Source organism: Allobosea sp., from assembly GCF_017308075.1.
In the GTDB taxonomy this organism is placed as follows: domain Bacteria; phylum Pseudomonadota; class Alphaproteobacteria; order Rhizobiales; family Beijerinckiaceae; genus Allobosea.
This window is the reverse complement of the sequence record NZ_JAFKFX010000031.1, coordinates 118,279-136,751: the sequence shown is the minus strand read 5'-3', so window position 1 is coordinate 136,751 and position 18,473 is coordinate 118,279. Positions and strand designations below refer to the sequence as shown.

12 protein-coding genes and 4 tRNA genes are annotated in these 18,473 nt (G+C 66.1%); 7 read left to right on the top strand and 9 right to left on the bottom strand.

What is annotated here, in order from left to right:
- The first annotated feature begins 44 nt into the window (after window positions 1–44).
- Complete coding sequence (locus J0J10_RS14275) at window positions 45–662, top strand: YcbK family protein (RefSeq protein WP_291647149.1); 618 nt, start codon at window positions 45–47, stop codon at window positions 660–662.
- Window positions 663–751: 89 nt separating this feature from the next.
- Window positions 752–3,469 carry a response regulator gene (locus J0J10_RS14270; protein ID WP_291647148.1) on the top strand — a complete coding sequence of 906 codons (2,718 nt, stop codon included), beginning with the start codon at window positions 752–754 and terminating at the stop codon, window positions 3,467–3,469.
- Window positions 3,470–3,722: 253 nt separating this feature from the next.
- On the opposite strand, the gene J0J10_RS14265 is transcribed toward J0J10_RS14270, so the two are convergent.
- Window positions 3,723–3,860: a hypothetical protein gene (locus J0J10_RS14265; protein ID WP_291639574.1), complete on the bottom strand. Its 138-nt coding sequence runs from the start codon at window positions 3,858–3,860 to the stop codon at window positions 3,723–3,725.
- Window positions 3,861–4,020: 160 nt separating this feature from the next.
- Here J0J10_RS14265 and J0J10_RS14260 point away from each other — a divergent pair, with 160 nt between their 5' ends.
- Together J0J10_RS14260 and J0J10_RS14255 are read left to right on the top strand one after the other, a co-directional pair.
- The gene (locus tag J0J10_RS14260) at window positions 4,021–4,770 is read left to right on the top strand and encodes a hypothetical protein (protein ID WP_291647147.1); all 750 of its coding nucleotides are present in this window, start codon (window positions 4,021–4,023) and stop codon (window positions 4,768–4,770) included.
- Window positions 4,771–4,863: 93 nt separating this feature from the next.
- Complete coding sequence (locus J0J10_RS14255) at window positions 4,864–5,094, top strand: hypothetical protein (RefSeq protein WP_291639579.1); 231 nt, start codon at window positions 4,864–4,866, stop codon at window positions 5,092–5,094.
- 299 nt (window positions 5,095–5,393) lie between these two features.
- Here the strand turns inward: J0J10_RS14255 and J0J10_RS14250 are convergent.
- Window positions 5,394–5,469: transfer RNA gene (locus J0J10_RS14250), tRNA-Val, on the bottom strand.
- Window positions 5,470–5,795: 326 nt separating this feature from the next.
- On the opposite strand from J0J10_RS14250, the gene J0J10_RS14245 reads away from it, so the two are divergent.
- Together J0J10_RS14245 and J0J10_RS14240 are read left to right on the top strand one after the other, a co-directional pair.
- Window positions 5,796–5,872: transfer RNA gene (locus J0J10_RS14245), tRNA-Asp, on the top strand.
- Between the two features lie 82 nt (window positions 5,873–5,954).
- Window positions 5,955–6,031 (top strand) — tRNA-Asp (locus tag J0J10_RS14240).
- Between the two features lie 208 nt (window positions 6,032–6,239).
- Here J0J10_RS14240 and lon read toward each other — a convergent pair.
- From lon to J0J10_RS14215, 5 genes are all read right to left on the bottom strand, one after another.
- A complete protein-coding gene (gene lon, locus J0J10_RS14235) occupies window positions 6,240–8,669 on the bottom strand; it encodes an endopeptidase La (protein WP_291647146.1) in 2,430 nt (809 codons plus the stop codon).
- 333 nt (window positions 8,670–9,002) lie between these two features.
- Window positions 9,003–10,271, bottom strand: a complete 1,269-nt coding sequence (clpX, locus tag J0J10_RS14230; protein WP_291639583.1) for an ATP-dependent Clp protease ATP-binding subunit ClpX — start codon at window positions 10,269–10,271, stop codon at window positions 9,003–9,005.
- A gap of 271 nt (window positions 10,272–10,542) precedes the next feature.
- Window positions 10,543–11,163 (bottom strand): ATP-dependent Clp protease proteolytic subunit, encoded by a 621-nt coding sequence (locus tag J0J10_RS14225; protein WP_291639585.1) that lies wholly within the window; start codon window positions 11,161–11,163, stop codon window positions 10,543–10,545.
- A gap of 147 nt (window positions 11,164–11,310) precedes the next feature.
- Window positions 11,311–12,732, bottom strand: coding sequence for a trigger factor (gene tig, locus J0J10_RS14220; protein ID WP_291647145.1), 1,422 nt, complete (start codon window positions 12,730–12,732; stop codon window positions 11,311–11,313).
- Between the two features lie 85 nt (window positions 12,733–12,817).
- Window positions 12,818–12,902, bottom strand: a tRNA-Leu gene (locus tag J0J10_RS14215).
- Between the two features lie 168 nt (window positions 12,903–13,070).
- Between J0J10_RS14215 and J0J10_RS14210 the strand changes: the two genes are divergently transcribed.
- Complete coding sequence (locus tag J0J10_RS14210; protein ID WP_291647144.1) at window positions 13,071–14,537, top strand: multicopper oxidase family protein; 1,467 nt, start codon at window positions 13,071–13,073, stop codon at window positions 14,535–14,537.
- 24 nt (window positions 14,538–14,561) lie between these two features.
- Here J0J10_RS14210 and ppx read toward each other — a convergent pair whose 3' ends face one another.
- Window positions 14,562–16,043: an exopolyphosphatase gene (gene ppx, locus J0J10_RS14205; RefSeq protein ID WP_291647143.1), complete on the bottom strand. Its 1,482-nt coding sequence runs from the start codon at window positions 16,041–16,043 to the stop codon at window positions 14,562–14,564.
- Between the two features lie 16 nt (window positions 16,044–16,059).
- A complete protein-coding gene (locus tag J0J10_RS14200; protein ID WP_291647142.1) occupies window positions 16,060–18,330 on the bottom strand; it encodes an RNA degradosome polyphosphate kinase in 2,271 nt (756 codons plus the stop codon).
- Between the last annotated feature and the right edge of the window lie 143 nt (window positions 18,331–18,473).

Here is an 18,473-nt window from a genome sequence, read left to right as displayed (position 1 = left end):
GTTGAACCCGCCACGACGTCAGCCTCGGGAATAGCGGAAACGGCATGTCGCGGCTGAGCGGCGACGCGAGCGCGCTGGCCTTCTGCCTCATCCTCATGACGGCACCGGCGGCGGCACAGACCGTCCGCATGCAATTGCCGCCGGAGCGCCCGTTCGACCTCGACCTGAAGCCGGGCCCGGTCGAACCCGTGGTCGTGGTTCCCGCCCCGCCGGCACCGGCCGAAGCACCGATCCCGACGGCCGCCGCGCCGGGCCCTACCTTGGCGCAGCCGGACGACGACGAAGGGCCGGAATGGCCGCAGCGCACGCCGGGACAGTCCGAGCAGGAGCCGGCCTTCGACCCCGAGGAGAAGCCGGAGCAGCCGGGCATCTCGACGGATCCGGGAACCTCGATCGTTTGCCTGCCGCCGGTCCTGAAGAAGATCCTCGGCAAGATCGCCGACAAATACGGGGCGGTGAAAGTGACCTCGACCTGGCGGCCGCCCTGGCGGGCCCGGCGCGGCTCCTTCCACAAGCGCTGCGAGGCCATGGATTTCCGCGTGCCGGGCGTGAGGCCGCGCGCCGTTCTGGATTTCGCCAGAAACCTGCCCGAGGTCGGCGGAAACAAGGTCTACTGGAACGGGTTGATCCATATCGACACGGGACCACGGCGGCCCTGGTGACGCCCCGGCGATCCCGTGCGCAATGGGCTGGCGGCTGCCGCGGCCCATGTTACAGCTTGCAATGACATCGCGACCGGGGACTGCAGGGCATGACGGCATCGGGTAAAGCCAGCGGCATTCCGGCCCGGCTGGTCATCCTGTCCCTGATCGCGGTGATCGTGGTCCCCGGCCTGCTGTTCGCCGGGCTGCTGCTGCAGCGCTTCGCCGGGTCGGAGAACGAACGCTACCGGCAAGAAGCCCGCGAAGTCGCCAGCGCCGCCGCCTCGATCCTCGACCGCTATCTCGGCGGCTGGCAAACCACGCTGCAGACGCTCGCGACCTCCGAGAACCTGCGCTCGCGCAATTTCGAGGCGTTCTATCGGCAGGCGACTCTGGTCAAGCATTTCGTCGGGGCCGAGATCGGGCTGCGCAGCCTCGACGGCACGCAGATCGTCAATACGCGCTTCCCGTTCGGCACCAAGCTGCCCAACTATCAGTTCGACGTCGACAGCGACGCGATCTCCCTGCGCAAGCCGGTCGTCTCCAATGTCTTCGTCGGCGCCATGACCGGCGAAACGCTGATCACGATGATCATCCCGCTGGAATTCGACGGCCGGCCGGAATTCCTGCTGCATATCAGTGCCAATACCGAGCGACTCAACGATGTGCTGAGACCGGTCGTCCCCGCGGACTGGCTCGTCGCCGTCGGCGACCGGCGCGGGCAATACGTCACACGCTCGCAGGACCATGCCGCCTATAGCGGCAAGGCAGGCGTGCCGGCCTTCCTCGCCAAGGCGACCGGCCAGAGCGGCAATTTCGAGGGCCAGAGCGCGAAGGGCGAACCTGTGCTGGTCGGCTATGTCCGCTCCGACCTCGCCGACTGGCTGATCGCCGCCAGCATCCGGCAGAGCCTCATCCGGCAACCGCTCAACACAGCCCTGCAATCGCTGATCGCGTTCGGACTGGCGGCGCTGCTCGTCTCCTCGCTCGTGGCGCTCTGGCTATGGCGCCTCATCGGCAAGCCGCTGGCGACCCTGACCGCGGCGAGCGCACGGCTCGGCCGGTTGGACGGCCCCATCACCGCGCCGACGCGCTTGCGCGAATTCGCCGCCCTGCGTGATGCCATGTCGGATGCCTCCGAACAGATCCGTTCCGACAGCGCGGCGCTGGAGCAGCGAGTCGCGGCCCGCACGCGCGAGCTGGAGGAGAGCAATGCCCGGCTCGCCGCCGAGATCGAGCAGCGCGCCCGTGTCGAAACCATGCTGGTGCAGGCGCAGAAGATGGAGGCGATCGGCAATCTGACCGGCGGCGTCGCGCACGACTTCAACAACCTGCTGCAGGTCGTCGGCGGCAATCTCCAGCTCCTCGCGCGCGAAATGCCGGGCAACGACAAGGCGCAGGCCCGGATCGAGAAGGCGATGGCCGGCGTCGCGCGCGGCTCGCATCTCGCTGCGCAGCTGCTCGCCTTCGGGCGACGCCAGCCGCTGGAGCCGAAGGTCGTCAATGTCGGGCGCCTGATCCGCGGCATGGACGACCTGCTGCGGCGCACGCTCGGCGAAGCCGTGGAGATCGAGACGGTGATCGCCGGCGGACTGTGGAACACGCTCGTCGACCCCGCCAATCTCGAAAACGCGATCCTCAACCTGGCGATCAATTCGCGCGACGCCATGGGCGGGCGCGGCCGGCTGACGGTGGAGGCCGGCAACGCCTTTCTCGACGACACCTATGCCGCCGCGCATGCCGACGTCGAGGCCGGCCAATATGTCCAGATCGCGGTCAGCGATACCGGCACCGGCATGAGTCGCGAGGTGATCGCGCAGGTCTTCGAGCCGTTCTTCTCGACCAAGCCCGAGGGCAAGGGCACCGGGCTCGGCCTCTCCATGGTCTACGGCTTCGTCAAGCAGTCGGGCGGGCATGTGAAGGTCTACAGCGAGCCCGGACAAGGCACGACGATGCGGCTCTATCTGCCGCGTTCGTCCGAGGCGGAAGACATCCCCGTCGAGGTCGATACCGGCCCTGTGGTCGGCGGCAGCGAGACCATCCTCGTCGTCGAGGACGACGACGCGGTGCGCGATACGGTCATAGGGCTGCTCGAAGGCCTCGGCTACCGCGTGCTCAAGGCGCCGGACGCCCAGAGCGCGCTGGCCGTCGTGGAGAGCGGCGTCGCGATCGACCTGCTCTTCACCGACGTCGTCATGCCCGGCCCGCTGAAGAGCGCCGAACTCGCGCGCAAGGCCAAGGAAAAGCTGCCCCAGCTCAGCGTGCTGTTCACCTCCGGCTATACCGAGAACTCGATCGTGCATGGCGGTCGCCTCGATGCGGGCGTCAACCTGCTGTCGAAGCCTTATGCCCGCGATGCCCTGGCCCGGAAGGTACGGCAGGTGCTGGCGCGCGACGGCAAGATGCCCAAGCCCGCAGCGGAGCAGCCGGAAGTGCAGGCCGCCCCTGCCCCGGAGCGGACGATCTACACGGTGCTGGTCTGCGAGGACGAGACGCTGATCCGGCTCGATACGGTCGACCTGCTGCAGGAGCTCGGTCACATCGCCGTCGAGGCCGAGAACGGCATGCAGGCGCTGGCGCTGCTCGCCAACCGCCCCATCGACATCCTGATGACCGATATCGGCCTGCCCGATCTGCGGGGCGACGAGCTGGCGCGCCGCGCGCGGCAGATGCGCCCGGAGCAGCCGATCGTCTTCGTCACGGGGCACAGCGAGGTGGCGGGCTTCGAAGGCGCGCCGCGCACCGCGCTACTCAAGAAGCCCTATGCCTTCGAAGCCCTGGAGCGGGCGATCGCGGCCGTGATGGCGAAGGAGACGGCGGACAGCTGATCCGCTGGGCGCGAAATGGCGCGTTCTCGCAGCCGCCGATCGCCTATCCCCATCTCGCCGGCCGCGAGGTTTCGACCTAATCGGAAGAGTGGAAGCACGAATGCGCGATCGCCCGCAGGCCTGACGCCGCCAAAGCTCAGCGTCAGTCCGGATGGCGTTGCCGGCTCGACCGATCGGGAGGAACGCGGGATCAAAGATGTGCGAAACGGAGCTGCGGACGGAGATCGCACGGCTCAGCTCGGTGAAGCGCTGATCAGCCGTCCGTAAAGGCTCGCTTGCCGAACCAAAGCCCAAGGAAGGAGAAGAGCCCGAGAGCCGCTCCCGCCTCTACCGCGCCCATGGCGAAACTGCCGAAGACCGCAACCGCGACGCTGAAAAGTGCGATTGCCATGATCTGTCTCCCCCGATCTTAGATTGAAGAGAACCAGGCACCGGTTCATCCCCCGAGTTGGGGGATTGGCCATCGCGAATGTCCCCTAGATTGTCGGCATGGACCCAGCGCCCCGTGAATTGTGCCGCGCTCCACTCAACGTCTGCATGAATCCACGGGCGTGGCCAATGTGCAGGACCTTATCGGTTTACAAGGAGCTGGCGTGGTGGAGGTCCTGACGGGAAGGTCGGCAAGAATCCCGGTAAGAATGCCGGTCCGTCTTTCGATCCAGATGACGGCTTTTCTTGGCTTCAGCACGGCGGCGCACGCTGAGAATGCCGTCGATGTTAGGAGGATCAATACGGTCTGCGTCGAGACCATCCTAAAAAGCTGCAAGGTGCTGACCGCCGGCTTCATCAACAATGACGGTGGTGCCAGCGAGGGCGCTCCGATGCTGGCCTGGCAGACCCAAACCGGCTTCACCCCGGAGGACGGCGTGCTCGGCGGCTTCGTGCTGTTGCAGAGCGAGGCCGGCACATGGAGACGGCGCGATTCCGGCTTTGACGGCTGGCGCTTCTTTCCGCCGCGCGTCAATGAGGACGGCTTGCTGCACGTTCCCGGCTATACTGGCGGAACCGGAGCCTACAATGCTGACAGGCTCTACCGGTGGGACGGAACCGCCTGGCGCGCCGTCGACATGAAGAGCTGGCGCGCGACCATAGCCGAACACGTGCCGAGCGGTCTCCAAATCTGGAAGGGGGTCCAGTACGAATTCCGCGATCCCTGGTCGGGTCTCGTAGCACGTCCCGCACTGTGGCGAAGCGATGACGCCAATTGTTGCCCTACGGGCGGTCAAGCCGAGATCGTCTTCGCCATCACCGATGATCGGCTTGTCGTTACCGAGGTGCGCCATACGGCGCCGAGGCCATGACGGCTGTAAGGTGCCTGTAAGCGCAGGGCGGTCAAATGCCTCTCACCAGGCCGGACGAAGCAGTCGCCGGCCGGAAGCGAGAGGAAACCGAGCATGACCGCCACCAACGCCTTCGACACCGCCCGCGACACCTCCATCGCCCTGACCGATGACGAGCTCGACACCGTGGCCGGCGCCGGCATCGGCCAGAAGATCCTGGGCATCGCCCTTACCACGGGCGGCGTCCTGACCACCGCGACCGGTGTCGTCACCCGCCAGTGGGGCCTCGCCAGCCGCGGCTGCAACATGCTGGTGGACGGCATCGGCCATCTCGAGGCCGCCTGAGCAGGGAAAGCAAAAAGATCGAGTTGCTTGGGCTCCGCCCCCCCTCCCGGGCAAAAGACGACGGGACAGAGGCTTTCCGGGCAGGCTCCATCGGTTCAACCGGTCAGGGAGCCTGCCATGGAGCTGTTCGTCGGTCTTGATGCGTCTGTCGCACCACCAGCATCTGCGCGACGGACACCGATGGTGAGCTGATCCGGGAGAGCAGGATCGAGACCGAGCCGGACGCGTTCCGCCGATCTCGGGCCTATCCGGAGCGCAAGAGAATTTCGGTTGCTTCAGCGTAGCCGTCGCATCCGATATGGTGGGCGGTGACGGGCTCGAACCGCCGACCCTCTCGGTGTAAACGAGATGCTCTACCAACTGAGCTAACCGCCCCGCAGCAGCCGTTTAATGCCTCGCCTTCCAGCCTTCAAGCCTTAGCTTGTGGGCAAGTCCCAAGCTAGGCCCACTCCGCGACGATCTGATGATTCCGAGATTCGCCGGGAATGTGCGGGATCCGCCCGATACAGAGCCGGCCCATGACGGTGCCGGGTCCCTGCAGGCCTGCGAAATCCGGCGTTGCGGAGGCGTGAATCGAGCCTTGCGAGGCGATTTCCACCGCCAATCAGCGAACCAACAATTTGATGACAGCTCGTGCTTGACACTTCGCGCCCGGCGCCATAATCCCAACCGCGCTGGGGCCGAGGCCATCAGCCGCCCGCGCGGGCGTAGCTCAGTTGGTTAGAGTGCCGGCCTGTCACGCCGGAGGTCGCGGGTTCGAGCCCCGTCGCCCGCGCCATATTTTCAGTACATCTTCAGCCGCCTGACAGCGCAAGCTGAAGTAAAGACCTCGCTGGAGGCCAGTGCCTTCAGCCGCCCGCGCGGGCGTAGCTCAGTTGGTTAGAGTGCCGGCCTGTCACGCCGGAGGTCGCGGGTTCGAGCCCCGTCGCCCGCGCCATTTCCCTTCCCTTCGACAATCCCATCGTATCGCCCAATCGGGGCGCCGAGCCTTCTGCCGGCACTGCGAGCGGCGATCCGCGCATGCGACTACGGCGGCGCGGCGGCGATCTGCTCCCGCCAGGCTGCGCGCTTGAGCCACCCTGCCCCAGTAACAAAAAAAGGCCGCCGGTGGGTGCCGGCGGCCTGTATGCGTTAGTCTCAGCGCCTCAATGTGCGATCTGACCTGCCGCGGCATCGTCCTCGGAGGTCTTCGGCGTCGCGGCCTTCAGATCCTCTTCCCAGACGATCGGCTTCGGCTGACGCACCAGCGCGTGCTGGAGCACCTGATCCATGCGCGAGACCGGAACGATCTCGAGCCCGTTCTTCACCGACTTCGGCAGGTCCACGAGGTCCTTGGCGTTGTCCTCGGGGATCAGCACCTTCTTGATGCCGCCGCGCAGCGCGGCGAGCAGCTTCTCCTTCAGGCCGCCGATCGGCAGCACCCTGCCCCGCAGCGTCACCTCGCCGGTCATGGCGATGTCACGCCGGATCGGGATGCCCGTCAGCACCGAGACGATGGCGGTGGCCATCGCGATGCCGGCGGAAGGTCCGTCCTTCGGGGTCGCCCCCTCGGGAACGTGGACGTGGATGTCGCGCCGGTCGAAGAGCGGCGGCTCGACACCGAAATCGATGGCCCGCGAGCGGACATAGGATGCCGCCGCAGAGATCGATTCCTTCATCACCTCGCGCAGATTGCCGGTGACGGTCATCCTGCCCTTGCCGGGCATCATCACGCCTTCGATGGTGAGAAGCTCACCACCGACCTCGGTCCAGGCCAGACCGGTGACGACACCGACCTGGTCCTCGGTCTCCGCCTCGCCATAGCGGTAGCGCGGCGGGCCGAGATACTCCTCGAGCACGGTGGGCGTGACAGCAACCTTCTTCTTCTTCGAGAGCACGATCTCCTTCACCGCCTTGCGGACGGTGTTGGCGATCTCGCGCTCGAGATTGCGGACGCCGGCTTCACGCGTATAGCGCCGGACCAGCGTCATCAGCGCCTCGTCGTCGATCGACCATTCCTTCGACTCGAGCCCGTGCTTCTTGATCGCGCCCGGGATCAGGTGGCGACGCGAGATCTCGACCTTCTCATCCTCGGTGTAACCGGCGATGCGGATGACCTCCATCCGGTCCAGCAGGGCCGGCGGGATGTTGAGCGTGTTGGCCGTGGTCACGAACATCACGTTCGACAGGTCGTAGTCGACCTCGAGATAATGGTCGTTGAAGGTCGAGTTCTGCTCGGGATCGAGCACCTCGAGCAGGGCCGCCGACGGATCGCCGCGGAAGTCCTGGCCCATCTTGTCGATTTCGTCGAGCAGGATGAGCGGATTCGAGGTCTTGGCCTTCTTCATCGACTGGATGATCTTGCCGGGCATCGAGCCGATATAGGTGCGGCGGTGACCGCGGATCTCGGCCTCGTCACGCACGCCGCCAAGCGACATGCGCACGAACTCGCGGCCGGTCGCCTTGGCGATCGACTTGCCGAGCGAGGTCTTGCCGACGCCCGGAGGGCCGACAAGGCACAGGATCGGGCCGGCGAGCCGGTTGGCGCGCTGCTGCACGGCGAGGTATTCGACGATCCGGTCCTTGACCTTGTCGAGGCCGAAGTGATCGTCGTCGAGCACCTGCTGGGCCGCGGCGAGGTCCTTCTTGATCTTCGAGCGCTTCTGCCAGGGGATGCCGAGCAGCCAGTCGAGATAGTTGCGCACGACCGTCGCCTCGGCGGACATCGGCGACATCTGCCTGAGCTTCTTGACCTCGGCCAGCGCCTTGTCACGCGCCTCCTTGGTCAGCTTGGTCTTGGCGATGCGCTCTTCCAGCTCGGCGAGCTCGTCACGGCCTTCCTCGCCGTCGCCGAGTTCCTTCTGGATCGCCTTCATCTGCTCGTTCAGATAGTACTCGCGCTGGGTCTTCTCCATCTGGCGCTTGACGCGCGAGCGGATGCGCTTCTCGACCTGGAGAACCGACATCTCGCTTTCCATCAGCGAGAGCACCTTCTCGAGGCGGTGAGCGACGTTCATCACCTCCAGAACGGCCTGGCGGTCGACGATCTTCACGGCGAGATGCGAGGCCACGGTGTCGGCGAGCTTGGCCGGCTCGTCGATCTGCGAAACCGCGGCGACGATCTCGGGCGAGATCTTCTTGTTGAGCTTCACATAGCTCTCGAACTCGCTGACGACCGAACGGCCGAGCGCCTCGACCTCGACCTTCTTGCCGGGCTCCTCTTCGAGCGCGACCGCCTCGGCCTGGTAGAAACTGTCATCGGCGCTGTAGCTCAGCGCCTTGGCACGGCCGACGCCCTCGACCAGCACCTTAACGGTGGAATCGGGAAGCTTCAGCAGCTGCAGGACGCGAGCGAGCGTGCCGATCTGGAAGATGTCCTTGGTCTCCGGATCGTCGTCGCCAGCGTTCTTCTGGGTGGCGAGCAGGATCAGTCCGTCGTTCTTGACCACCTCCTCGAGCGCGCGAATGGACTTCTCGCGGCCGACGAAGAGCGGCACGATCATGTGCGGGAAAACGACGATGTCGCGCAGGGGCAGAACCGGGTAAGTGCCGGTGGTGCCGGGGACGAGCGGGGCGCGGGGCGTCGAGCCTGTCATGTCTTGTCCTTCAAGTTTTCGCCCGACCGACCCCCTGATGGGCGACCGAACCGGACGTTCCGCGCCGGCGCGACCATTCGCGCCAACCGCCCCTGCGACTCACGCCCTCGACAGGCACGCTGCATCGCAGGTGGACTTAAAGTGGATGCTTCCCGGCTCGCTTTCAAGCGACCCGCCGGCGCAGTCCACCGCAGCTTCCACCGCATGCCGGAACACGAAGCCGCGATGGCGGTGCGGGCGGAGGCAGTCTCGCGCAGTTCTGCGAGCCAACCCTCCAAAGCAAAACGCGCGCCAGACGGCGCGCGTTCGAAAATGGGGCAGATTAACGTTAGGTCAGGCCGAAGCCGACTTGGTCTCTTCTTCCCGGTCCGAATAGATGAACAATGGCCGCGACTTCGTCTCGACGGCCTCAGGCCCGATGACGACCTGCTCGACGCCTTCCAGCCCCGGCAGCTCGTACATGGTCTCGAGCAGGATGCCCTCCATGATCGAGCGCAGGCCACGGGCGCCGGTCTTGCGCTCGATCGCCTTGCGCGCGATCAGGCTGACCGCCTCGTCGGTGAAGGTCAGCTCGGTGTCCTCCATCTCGAACAGGCGCTGATACTGCTTGACCAGCGCGTTCTTCGGCTCGGTCAGGATCGTCTTGAGCGCGGCTTCGTCGAGGTCCTCGAGCGTCGCCAGCACCGGCAGGCGGCCGACGAATTCCGGGATCAGGCCGAACTTCAGCAGATCCTCGGGCTCGACCTCGCGGAAGATCGCGCCGGTGCGCCGGTCGTCGGGAGCCTTCACGGTCGCGCCGAAGCCGATCGAGGTACCCTTGCCGCGGCCGGAGATGATCTTGTCCAGCCCGGCGAAGGCGCCGCCGCAGATGAACAGGATGTTGGTGGTATCGACCTGCAGGAACTCCTGCTGCGGATGCTTGCGCCCGCCCTGCGGCGGCACGGAGGCGACGGTGCCTTCCATGATCTTGAGCAGCGCCTGCTGGACGCCCTCGCCCGAAACATCGCGGGTTATCGAGGGATTGTCCGACTTGCGGCTGATCTTGTCGATCTCGTCGATGTAGACGATGCCGCGCTGCGCCCGCTCGACATTGTAGTCGGAGGCCTGGAGCAGCTTCAGGATGATGTTCTCGACATCCTCGCCGACATAGCCGGCCTCGGTCAGCGTCGTCGCATCCGCCATGGTGAAGGGCACGTCGAGGATGCGGGCGAGCGTCTGCGCGAGCAGCGTCTTGCCCGAGCCGGTCGGCCCGATCAGCAGGATGTTGGACTTCGCCAGCTCGACGTCGTTGTGCTTCGTCGCGTGCGAGAGCCGCTTGTAATGATTGTGGACGGCGACGGAGAGCACCTTCTTGGCGTGATCCTGGCCGATGACATAGTCGTCGAGGACCTTGCGGATCTCCTTCGGCGTCGGCACCCCGTCCTTCGACTTCACCAGCGCGGACTTGGACTCCTCGCGGATGATGTCCATGCACAGCTCGACGCACTCGTCGCAGATGAACACCGTCGGGCCCGCGATCAGCTTGCGAACCTCGTGCTGGCTCTTGCCGCAGAACGAGCAGTAGAGCGTGCTCTTCGAATCGCCGCTGCTGACCTTACTCATTGTCGATCTCCATCTCGGGAGGCGAAGCCAGCCACCGAATAACGGCAAGCCGATGTCGTCTCTCCGTCATAGTAGGCGCTCAGATCACGATTATTAGGTTAACGCATCGCCATGGCGCAGGCGCCGACGAAACTGCCCCAAAACCGAACCTCTCGAGCGCCCTGCGCGCTCTTCCGATGAGCCTCATGCAAACATGAGGCCTAGTGATAGGCAATATGGCCCCTCCTGCGCGGCACGCCAAGCCTTGGCCGCGCAGGAGAGTCCGGATCGTTCAGGCGACCTCTTCCGGTCGCTTGTCGATGACCTTGTCGATCAGGCCGAAATCGCGGGCCTGCTCGGAGGTCATGAAATTGTCGCGCTCCAGCGCCGCCTCGATGTCCTCATAAGGGCGGCCGGTATGCTTGACGTAGATCTCGTTCAGGCGCCGCTTCAGGCTCTCGACCTCGCGGGCATGAATCAGGATGTCCGTCACCTGGCCCTGGAAGCCCCCGGAGGGCTGGTGGACCATGATGCGGGCGTTCGGCAGGGCGAAGCGCATGTCCTTGGCGCCGGCGGTGAGCAGCAGCGAGCCCATCGAGGCGGCCTGGCCGACGCAGAGCGTCGTCACCGGGCAGCGGATGAACTGCATGGTGTCGTAGATCGACAGGCCCGAGGTGACCACGCCGCCAGGCGAGTTGATGTAGAAGGAGATTTCCTTCTTCGGGTTCTCGGCCTCGAGGAAGAGCAGCTGGGCGACGATCAGCGAGGCGGAATAATCCTCGACCGGCCCCGTCAGGAAGATGATCCGCTCACGCAGCAGGCGCGAATAGATGTCGAAGGCACGCTCGCCGCGGCTCGACTGCTCGACCACCATCGGGACGAGATTGTTGTAGGTCTCGATTGGATCGCGCATCGCAGCCAGTCCTTGAAGTGCGGGGGGCGGGAATCAGCCGGTATCGGCGAAGGCCCCACATAAGCATGCCGGCCCCGCCTGAAAAGGGAAGCGCCGCCCGGCCGAAGCCGGGCGGCGCAAATCAGACGCGTGATTGCCGAAACGGGTTCAGGCCGAGGCCTCGTCGCTGGCGGCGGCCTTCTTGGCCTTCTTGGCCTTGGCCGGCTTGGCCTTGGCCTCGCCCTCTTCCTCGTCGTCGGCGAAGAGCTCTTCGCGGGAGACGGTCTTGTCCTCGACCTTCACCTGACCGAGCAGATGATCGACGACCTTCTCCTCGAAGATCGGGGCGCGGATCTCGGCGAGCGCCTGCGGGTTCTTGCGGTAGAACTCCCAGACTTCCTTCTCCTGGCCCGGGAACTGGCGGGCGCGCTCGATCAGGGCCTGCGTCACTTCGTCGTCGGCGATCTGGATCTTGGCCTGCTCGCCGATCTCGGCGAGGACGAGGCCGAGACGAACCCGGCGCTCGGCGATCTTGCGATACTCGGCCCGGGCGTCCTCCTCGGTGGTGTCCTCGTCCGCGAAGGTCTTGTTGGCCTGCTTCATATCGGCCTCGACCTGGCTCCAGACGGCGCCGAACTCCTGGTCGACCAGGGTCGGCGGCAGCTCGAAGGCGTATTTGGTGTCGAGCGCGTCGAGCAGGCTCTTCTTCAGCTTGCGACGCGACTGGGTGCCGAGCTCGCGGCCGAGCTGCTCGCGAATCGCGGCCTTCAGCGCATCGAGCGATTCCATACCGAAGCCCTTGGCGAGCTCGTCGTCGATGGTGAGCTCGCCCGGCGCCTGCACGTCGTCGACGGTCACGGCGAACTCGGCCGGCTTACCGGCGAGATGCGTGGCAGTGTAGTTCTCGGGGAAGGTCACCGAAACGGTGCGGCTCTCGCCCTTCTTGGCGCCCTCGAGCTGGTCCTCGAAGCCCGGGATGAACTGGCCGGAGCCGAGATCGAGCGGGATGCCCGTGCCGGTGCCGCCGTCGAAGGGCTCGCCATCGAGCGTGCCGGTGAAGGAGATCAGCAGGCGATCGCCCTTCCCCGCCACGGCATCGTCGCCCTTGCTGGAGAACGGACGATTCTGGGAGGCCATGCGCTCGAGCGCGGCATCGACATCGGCCTCGGGGATCTCGGCGACCGGCTTGACCAGCGCCACGTCCGACAGGTCGGCGAGCTCGATCTTCGGCAGCACCTCGAGGGCGACCGTGAAGGCGAGATCGCCCTTGGCCTCCATCGCGGCCTCGATCTCGTCCTTGTTCTCGGGGAACTTGATCTGCGGCTCGAAAGCGAGCTTCAGGCCGTTATCGGAGACGATCTTCTGATTGGCCTCGTTGACGGCGTTCTGCACGACGTCGGCCATGACCGAGCGGCCATAGAGACGGCGCAGATGGCCGACCGGGACCTTGCCGGGGCGGAAGCCGTTGATGCGGGCCTTGCCCTGCAGGTTCTGCAGTTCGTCATCGAGCCTCGTCTTCAGGTCGGCGGCGTTCAGCACCACCTGAAATTCGCGCTTGAGGCCCTGGGACAGGGTTTCGGTCACGTTCATCGTTCTGATCCGCCAACAGCTCGTTACTTCAATGTCCAAAGCGCGACGCCGGATGACCGCCGCCGCGCTCGCGAAATCCGAATCCTGGTGCGGGCGAAGGGACTCGAACCCCCACGACTTGCGTCGGCGGAACCTAAATCCGCTGCGTCTACCAGTTCCGCCACGCCCGCCAACCCGATAGGCCGCGTGCGAGCAAACGCACCGCCGCCATCGTTGGGCCGCGGTCCTATACGCATTTCGGACGGAGTATGCAGCAAAAAAATGCGACGTTTCTGCGAAGGCGGTTGCAGAAGGGGCGCTCTCGCCAGCGTCGACGCCCCGCGCTATGTCGCTTGGTCATGAAAACCGATCTTTCCAAGCCCGCGATCAAGGCCCGGCCGAATCGCCGCCAGGCGCTGGCCGGGCTGGCCGGCCTGGCGGCGCTCGCCGGCACGACGCCGACACGCGCGCAGGACGCGACACCCGCCCCCGGGCAGCCCGCGGAGCCGGCCGCCACCACCGCTCGCGAGCTCACCGCCGTCCCAGGCAAGACCCGGCTGCGACCATCACCGGCGACCGAAAGCGAGATCTGGAGCTTCGACGGCAATGCGCCCGGGCCGACCCTGCGCGTCAAGCTCGGCGAGACCCTGCGCATCCGGTTGCTGAACCGGACCGACAAGCCGCTATCCCTGCACTGGCACGGGCTGCGCCACGACCAGACCATGGACGGCGTCGGCGGCTTCAGCCAGGAGCCCGTCGCACCGGGCGACAGCTTCGAATACCGGCTGACGCCGCGCGATCCCGGCAGCTACCTCTACCGCCCGCTTCTGCTCGGGGGATCATCGGAGCCTGCGGGCCGCGGCCTCTCCGGACTGCTCGTCGTCGAGGAGAAGGAGCCGCCGGCCGTCGATCTCGACCTGCCCGTGCTGGTCGGTGACTGGCTGCTCGGCGACGACCACAAGCTGCTGCCCTTCCCCGCCACGGCGCAGGAAGGCGCCGCCGCCGGCCGGCTCGGCAGCTGGCTCACCGTCAACGGCAAGCCGCCGCCGGAGCGGATCGGGCTGGCGCCGGGCGCGCGCGTAAGGCTGCGCCTCGCCAATGCCTGCAATGCCCGGATCATGCGCCTGCGCTTCGACGGGCTGAAGGCCTTCGTCGTCGCCGTCGACGGGCAACCGACCGAGACCTTCGAACCGGTGCGGGCGCAACTGCCCTTCGCGCCCGGCACGCGCTACGACGTGATCTTCGACATGCCCGAGGAGAACGGCGCCAGCGCCAGCGTCACCGCGCTGATCGGTCCGGGCATGCCGCTGGTGCGCTTCGTCAGCGAGGCCGGCAAGAGCGCCGTGCAGCGCAAGGCATCCGGCCCGATAGCGGCGCTCGCGCCCAATCCGGCGCTGCCGGCCGCGGTCAGGCTGCAGAACGCCAGCCGCGCCGAGATCATCGTCGAGGGCGGCGCCAAGATCGACGCCGACAACAAGCTCAACCTCTCCGGTATCGACCAGGCCCGGCCATGGCGCCTCAATGGCACGACCGGGGATCCGCAGGGCAAGCCGCTGCTCAGCGTCCGGCGCGGCACGCCGGTGGTGATCGGCATCACCAACAAGACCGATTTCCTGCAGCCCTTCCATGTCCACGGCCACAGCTTCCGGCTACTGCACCCGCTCGACGATGGCTGGGAGCCTTATTTCCTCGACACGGTGCAGATCCCGGAGGGCAAGCGCCTGCACATCGCCTTCATCGCCGACAATCCGGGGCGCTGGCTGATCTCCTCGACGGTGCTGGAGCGTTTCGACTTCGGCCTCTGGACCTGGTTCGAGGTCATCTGAGCCGGAGCTCGGCCCAAACCGCGTTCAGCGCACCTCGACCTCGCGGCCGAGGAGCCGCGCAAGCTGCTTCAAACGCCCGGTGACGCGCTGGCTGGCGAGCGCGCGGAACTCCGGCGGCAGGCTCAGGATCAGGCGCCGGTCGTCACAGACGAGCCTGGTTTGCGAGAGGATGCCGGGCATGCCGGCCGACATCAGATAGGCGACGCGCAGGATCGCCGCGACGATATGCGCGCGCTCGAGAAAGCGCGGGCTGAGCAGGCGGCGAAGGCCCTCCGCCGCGGGCGCGGAGCCCTTCAGCCCAGCATAACGATAGAACGCCGTCAGCGAGAGGAAGGCACGTCCGGCATGGTCGACGCCGCTGAACGGCGCATGGGCGATGACGTTGAGGGTCTGCTCGCCGCGATAATCGGGATGGGCGCGCCAGCCGATATCGGAGAGCAGGCAGGCGGCGGTCTGGAGCCGTTTCAGCGCGGGCTCGTCGTTCGGAAAGGCGCTGTCGAGCAGGCCCTCGACCCAGGGGACCAGATCGGCGGCATGGCGCGGATCGCGGGCGCGCAGCTGGTTGTAGTCCTGGGCGCCACGCAGCAAGGCATCGATGTCCTGCTCCTTGGGCGCGAGCTGCTCATGCATCAGCCCCTCGCGAACGCCATGAGCCGAGATCACGACCTGGCGCGGGCGACCGCGCTTGATCAGCTGATCAAGGACGAGCGCACCATAGGCGAGCAGTGGCCGCCGGGCGGAAGAGATCGCCTCGATCGATTCCAACATGGTGGCATCGGCGCGCTCGACCAGCCGCACGAACTCGCTCGCCTCGCGCGCCGGCACGGTATAGCCATGCATGACATTGAGCGGGTAGCCCGACTGGCGCTGGTGCAGCGTCGCCAGCGCGCGCCAGGTGCCGCCGACCGCGAAGAAATCGCGGCCGCGCATCGCGGCGAGCTGGGGATGACCGTCGAGATCCTCGCGCACGATCTTCTCGGCCGCCTTGATCGAGTTCTGCGAGCGGTCCATCAGCGCAAGGCCGCCGAGCGCAAGACTGACGCCCTCCCCGACCTTGCTGCCGTCGACGGCCACGAGTTCGAGCGAGCCGCCCCCGAGATCGCCGACCACGCCGTTCGGCCGGTCGAAGCCCGAGATGACGCCGAGCGCCGAGAGATAGGCCTCGCGATCGCCCGAGATCAGCTCGATCGGCTGGCCGACCGCCGCCTCGGCCCGGGCGATGAAATCCGGGCCGTTCGAAGCATAGCGCGCCGCCGCCGTGGCGATGACACGCAATTGCGCGACATGCATCGCCTCGCAGAGGATGCGGAAGCGGACCAGCGCCGCCAGGGCCTTCTCGACGGCGGCGGCGGCGAGCATGCCGGTCGTCGCGACCTGACGGCCGAGCCCCGCCATCTCCTTCTCATTGAAAACCTGCCCCGGTGCCCGGGACAGGTTCTCATAGACGACGAGGCGGACCGAATTCGAACCGATATCGATGATCGCGACGGTGTCACCCAGACTCAAGCGACCCTGTGCCTGCTCAGGCCTTCTTGCCGGAACGGCGGGAAAGGCTGCGAGGACTTGAACTGGAGAGTGATTTTCCACGACCGGACAGGCTCGGATTCGTCATGAAATACTTGTGGGCGTTGAACGACTCTTCGGCCGACGGCGGGACAATGCGTCGCGAGCCGCCATCGGGCAAGATGGTCCAGCTCTGTTCGTTGTCGAGAAAATTCGCCAGCATGATCTGCTCGAGCAGCTGCTGATGCACGGTGGGGTTGAGGATCGGCGTCAGCGCCTCCACACGGCGGTCGAGGTTGCGCGGCATCAGATCGGCCGAGGAGATATAGAGCTTGGCGCGCGGCGAAGGCATGCCGTGCCCGGCACCGAAGGCGTAGACGCGAGTATGCTCGAGGAAGCGCCCGACGATCGACTTGACCCGGATGTTCTCGGAAAGCCCGGGCACACCGGGACGCAGGCAACAGATACCGCGCACGACGAAATCGATCTGCACGCCGGCCTGGCTGGCATCGTAGAGCGCGTCGATGATCTCGGGATCGACCAGCGAATTGCACTTGCCCCAGATCGCGCCCTTACGGCCGGCCTTCACATGCGCGACCTCCTCGGCGATGTCGTCGAGCAGCCGCTTCTTCAGGTTCACCGGCGAGACCGCCATGCGCTCAAGCTCGGCCGGCTCGGCATAGCCGGTGATGAAATTGAAGATCCGCGCCACGTCCTGCGCCATCACCGGATCGGCGGTGAAGAAGGAGACGTCGGTGTAGATGCGCGCCGTGATCGGGTGATAGTTGCCGGTCGCGATATGGCAGTAGGTCACTAGCTGGCCAGCCTCGCGACGGACCACCATCGAGAGCTTGGCGTGGGTCTTGAGCTCGATGAAACCGTAGACCACTTGCACGCCGGCGCGCTCAAGATCCTTGGCCCAGCGGATATTGGCCTCCTCGTCGAAGCGCGCCTTGAGCTCGACCAGCGCCGTCACGGATTTGCCGGCCTCGGCCGCCTCGGCTAGGGCCTGGACAATCGGCGAGTTCGAGGACGTCCGGTAGAGCGTCTGCTTGATCGCCACGACATTGGGATCGCGCGCCGCCTGCTGCAGGAACTGGACGACGACGTCGAAGCTCTCATAGGGGTGATGGACGATCAGGTCCTTCTGACGGATGGCCGCGAAGCAGTCGCCGCCATGCTCGCGGATCCGCTCGGGGAAGCGGGCATTGTAAGGCTTGAACTTCAGGTCCGGCCGGTCGACGCCGACGAGCTGCGAAAGCTCGTTGAGGCCGATCATGCCGTCGACGATCACGATCTCGTCAGGATCGACCCGCAGCTCGCGCACGATCAGCTGGCGCAGATGGTCCGGCGTGTCGGCATGCAGTTCGAGGCGGATCACGACGCCGCGTCGGCGCTGCTTGAGCATGCTCTCGAAGACGCGGACCAGGTCCTCCGCCTCCTCCTCGATGTCGAGATCGGAGTCGCGGATGATGCGGAAGGAGCCGGTTCCCTTGACCTCGTAGCCGGGGAAGAGCTTGCCGATGAACAGCGCGACGAGGTCCTCGAGCATGATGAAGCGCTGCACGCCCTCGCGCGCCAGATCGGGCACCTCGATGAAGCGGTCGATCTTGCCGGGGACGCGGATCAACGCGTCGAGCGCGCGCCCGTCGCTGATGCGCTCGAGCGCGAGCGCCAGGCTGAAGCCGAGATTGGGGATGAACGGGAAGGGATGGGCCGGGTCGATCGCCAGCGGCGTCAGCACGGGGAAGACGTAGTGGAGGAAGCGGTCCTCGAGCCAGACTCGCTCCTGCGGGCCGATATCGGCCGCCTTCAGCAACAGGATACGGTTGTCCTGCAGGTCCTGCCTGAGCTCGACCCAACGGGTCTGCTGGTCGCGCGTCAGGTCGGAGACCGCCGCGCCCAGCGCGACGAGCTGCTCGGCCGGGCTCAAGCCGTCCTGGCTCGGCGTGACCACGCCGGCCTTGAGCTGCTCACGCAGGCCGGAGACCCGGACCATGAAGAACTCGTCGAGATTGTTCGCCGAGATCGAGAGGAAGCGCAGCTGTTCGAGCAGGGGATGATTGCGATTGGAGGCCTCCTCCATCACGCGGCGGTTGAACTGCAGCCAGGACAATTCGCGATTCATGAAGCGCTGCGGCGACCGGCGCAGCTCATGATCGACGGTAAGTGCCGTAATCTCCGGTACCGGTGTCGCTGCCCGCGAAGCCGCCGCCTCGGCCAGATCCTGGTTCATTCGCCTCGCCTTCGCCGCTGCCGCTCGTGTCACTGCCGATCCTGTAGCTGTCATCTGTGTCGGTTTGCCGTCGGCCGACCATCGGCCCACTCATCCTCAAGGCATCCTAGCGTAACGCTTCGATGACATTCGAGGCCCAGCGCCATGAGCAGGGCTCGCGACGACCCCGCTCGCAACGCCATCTCATGACGGTTGCG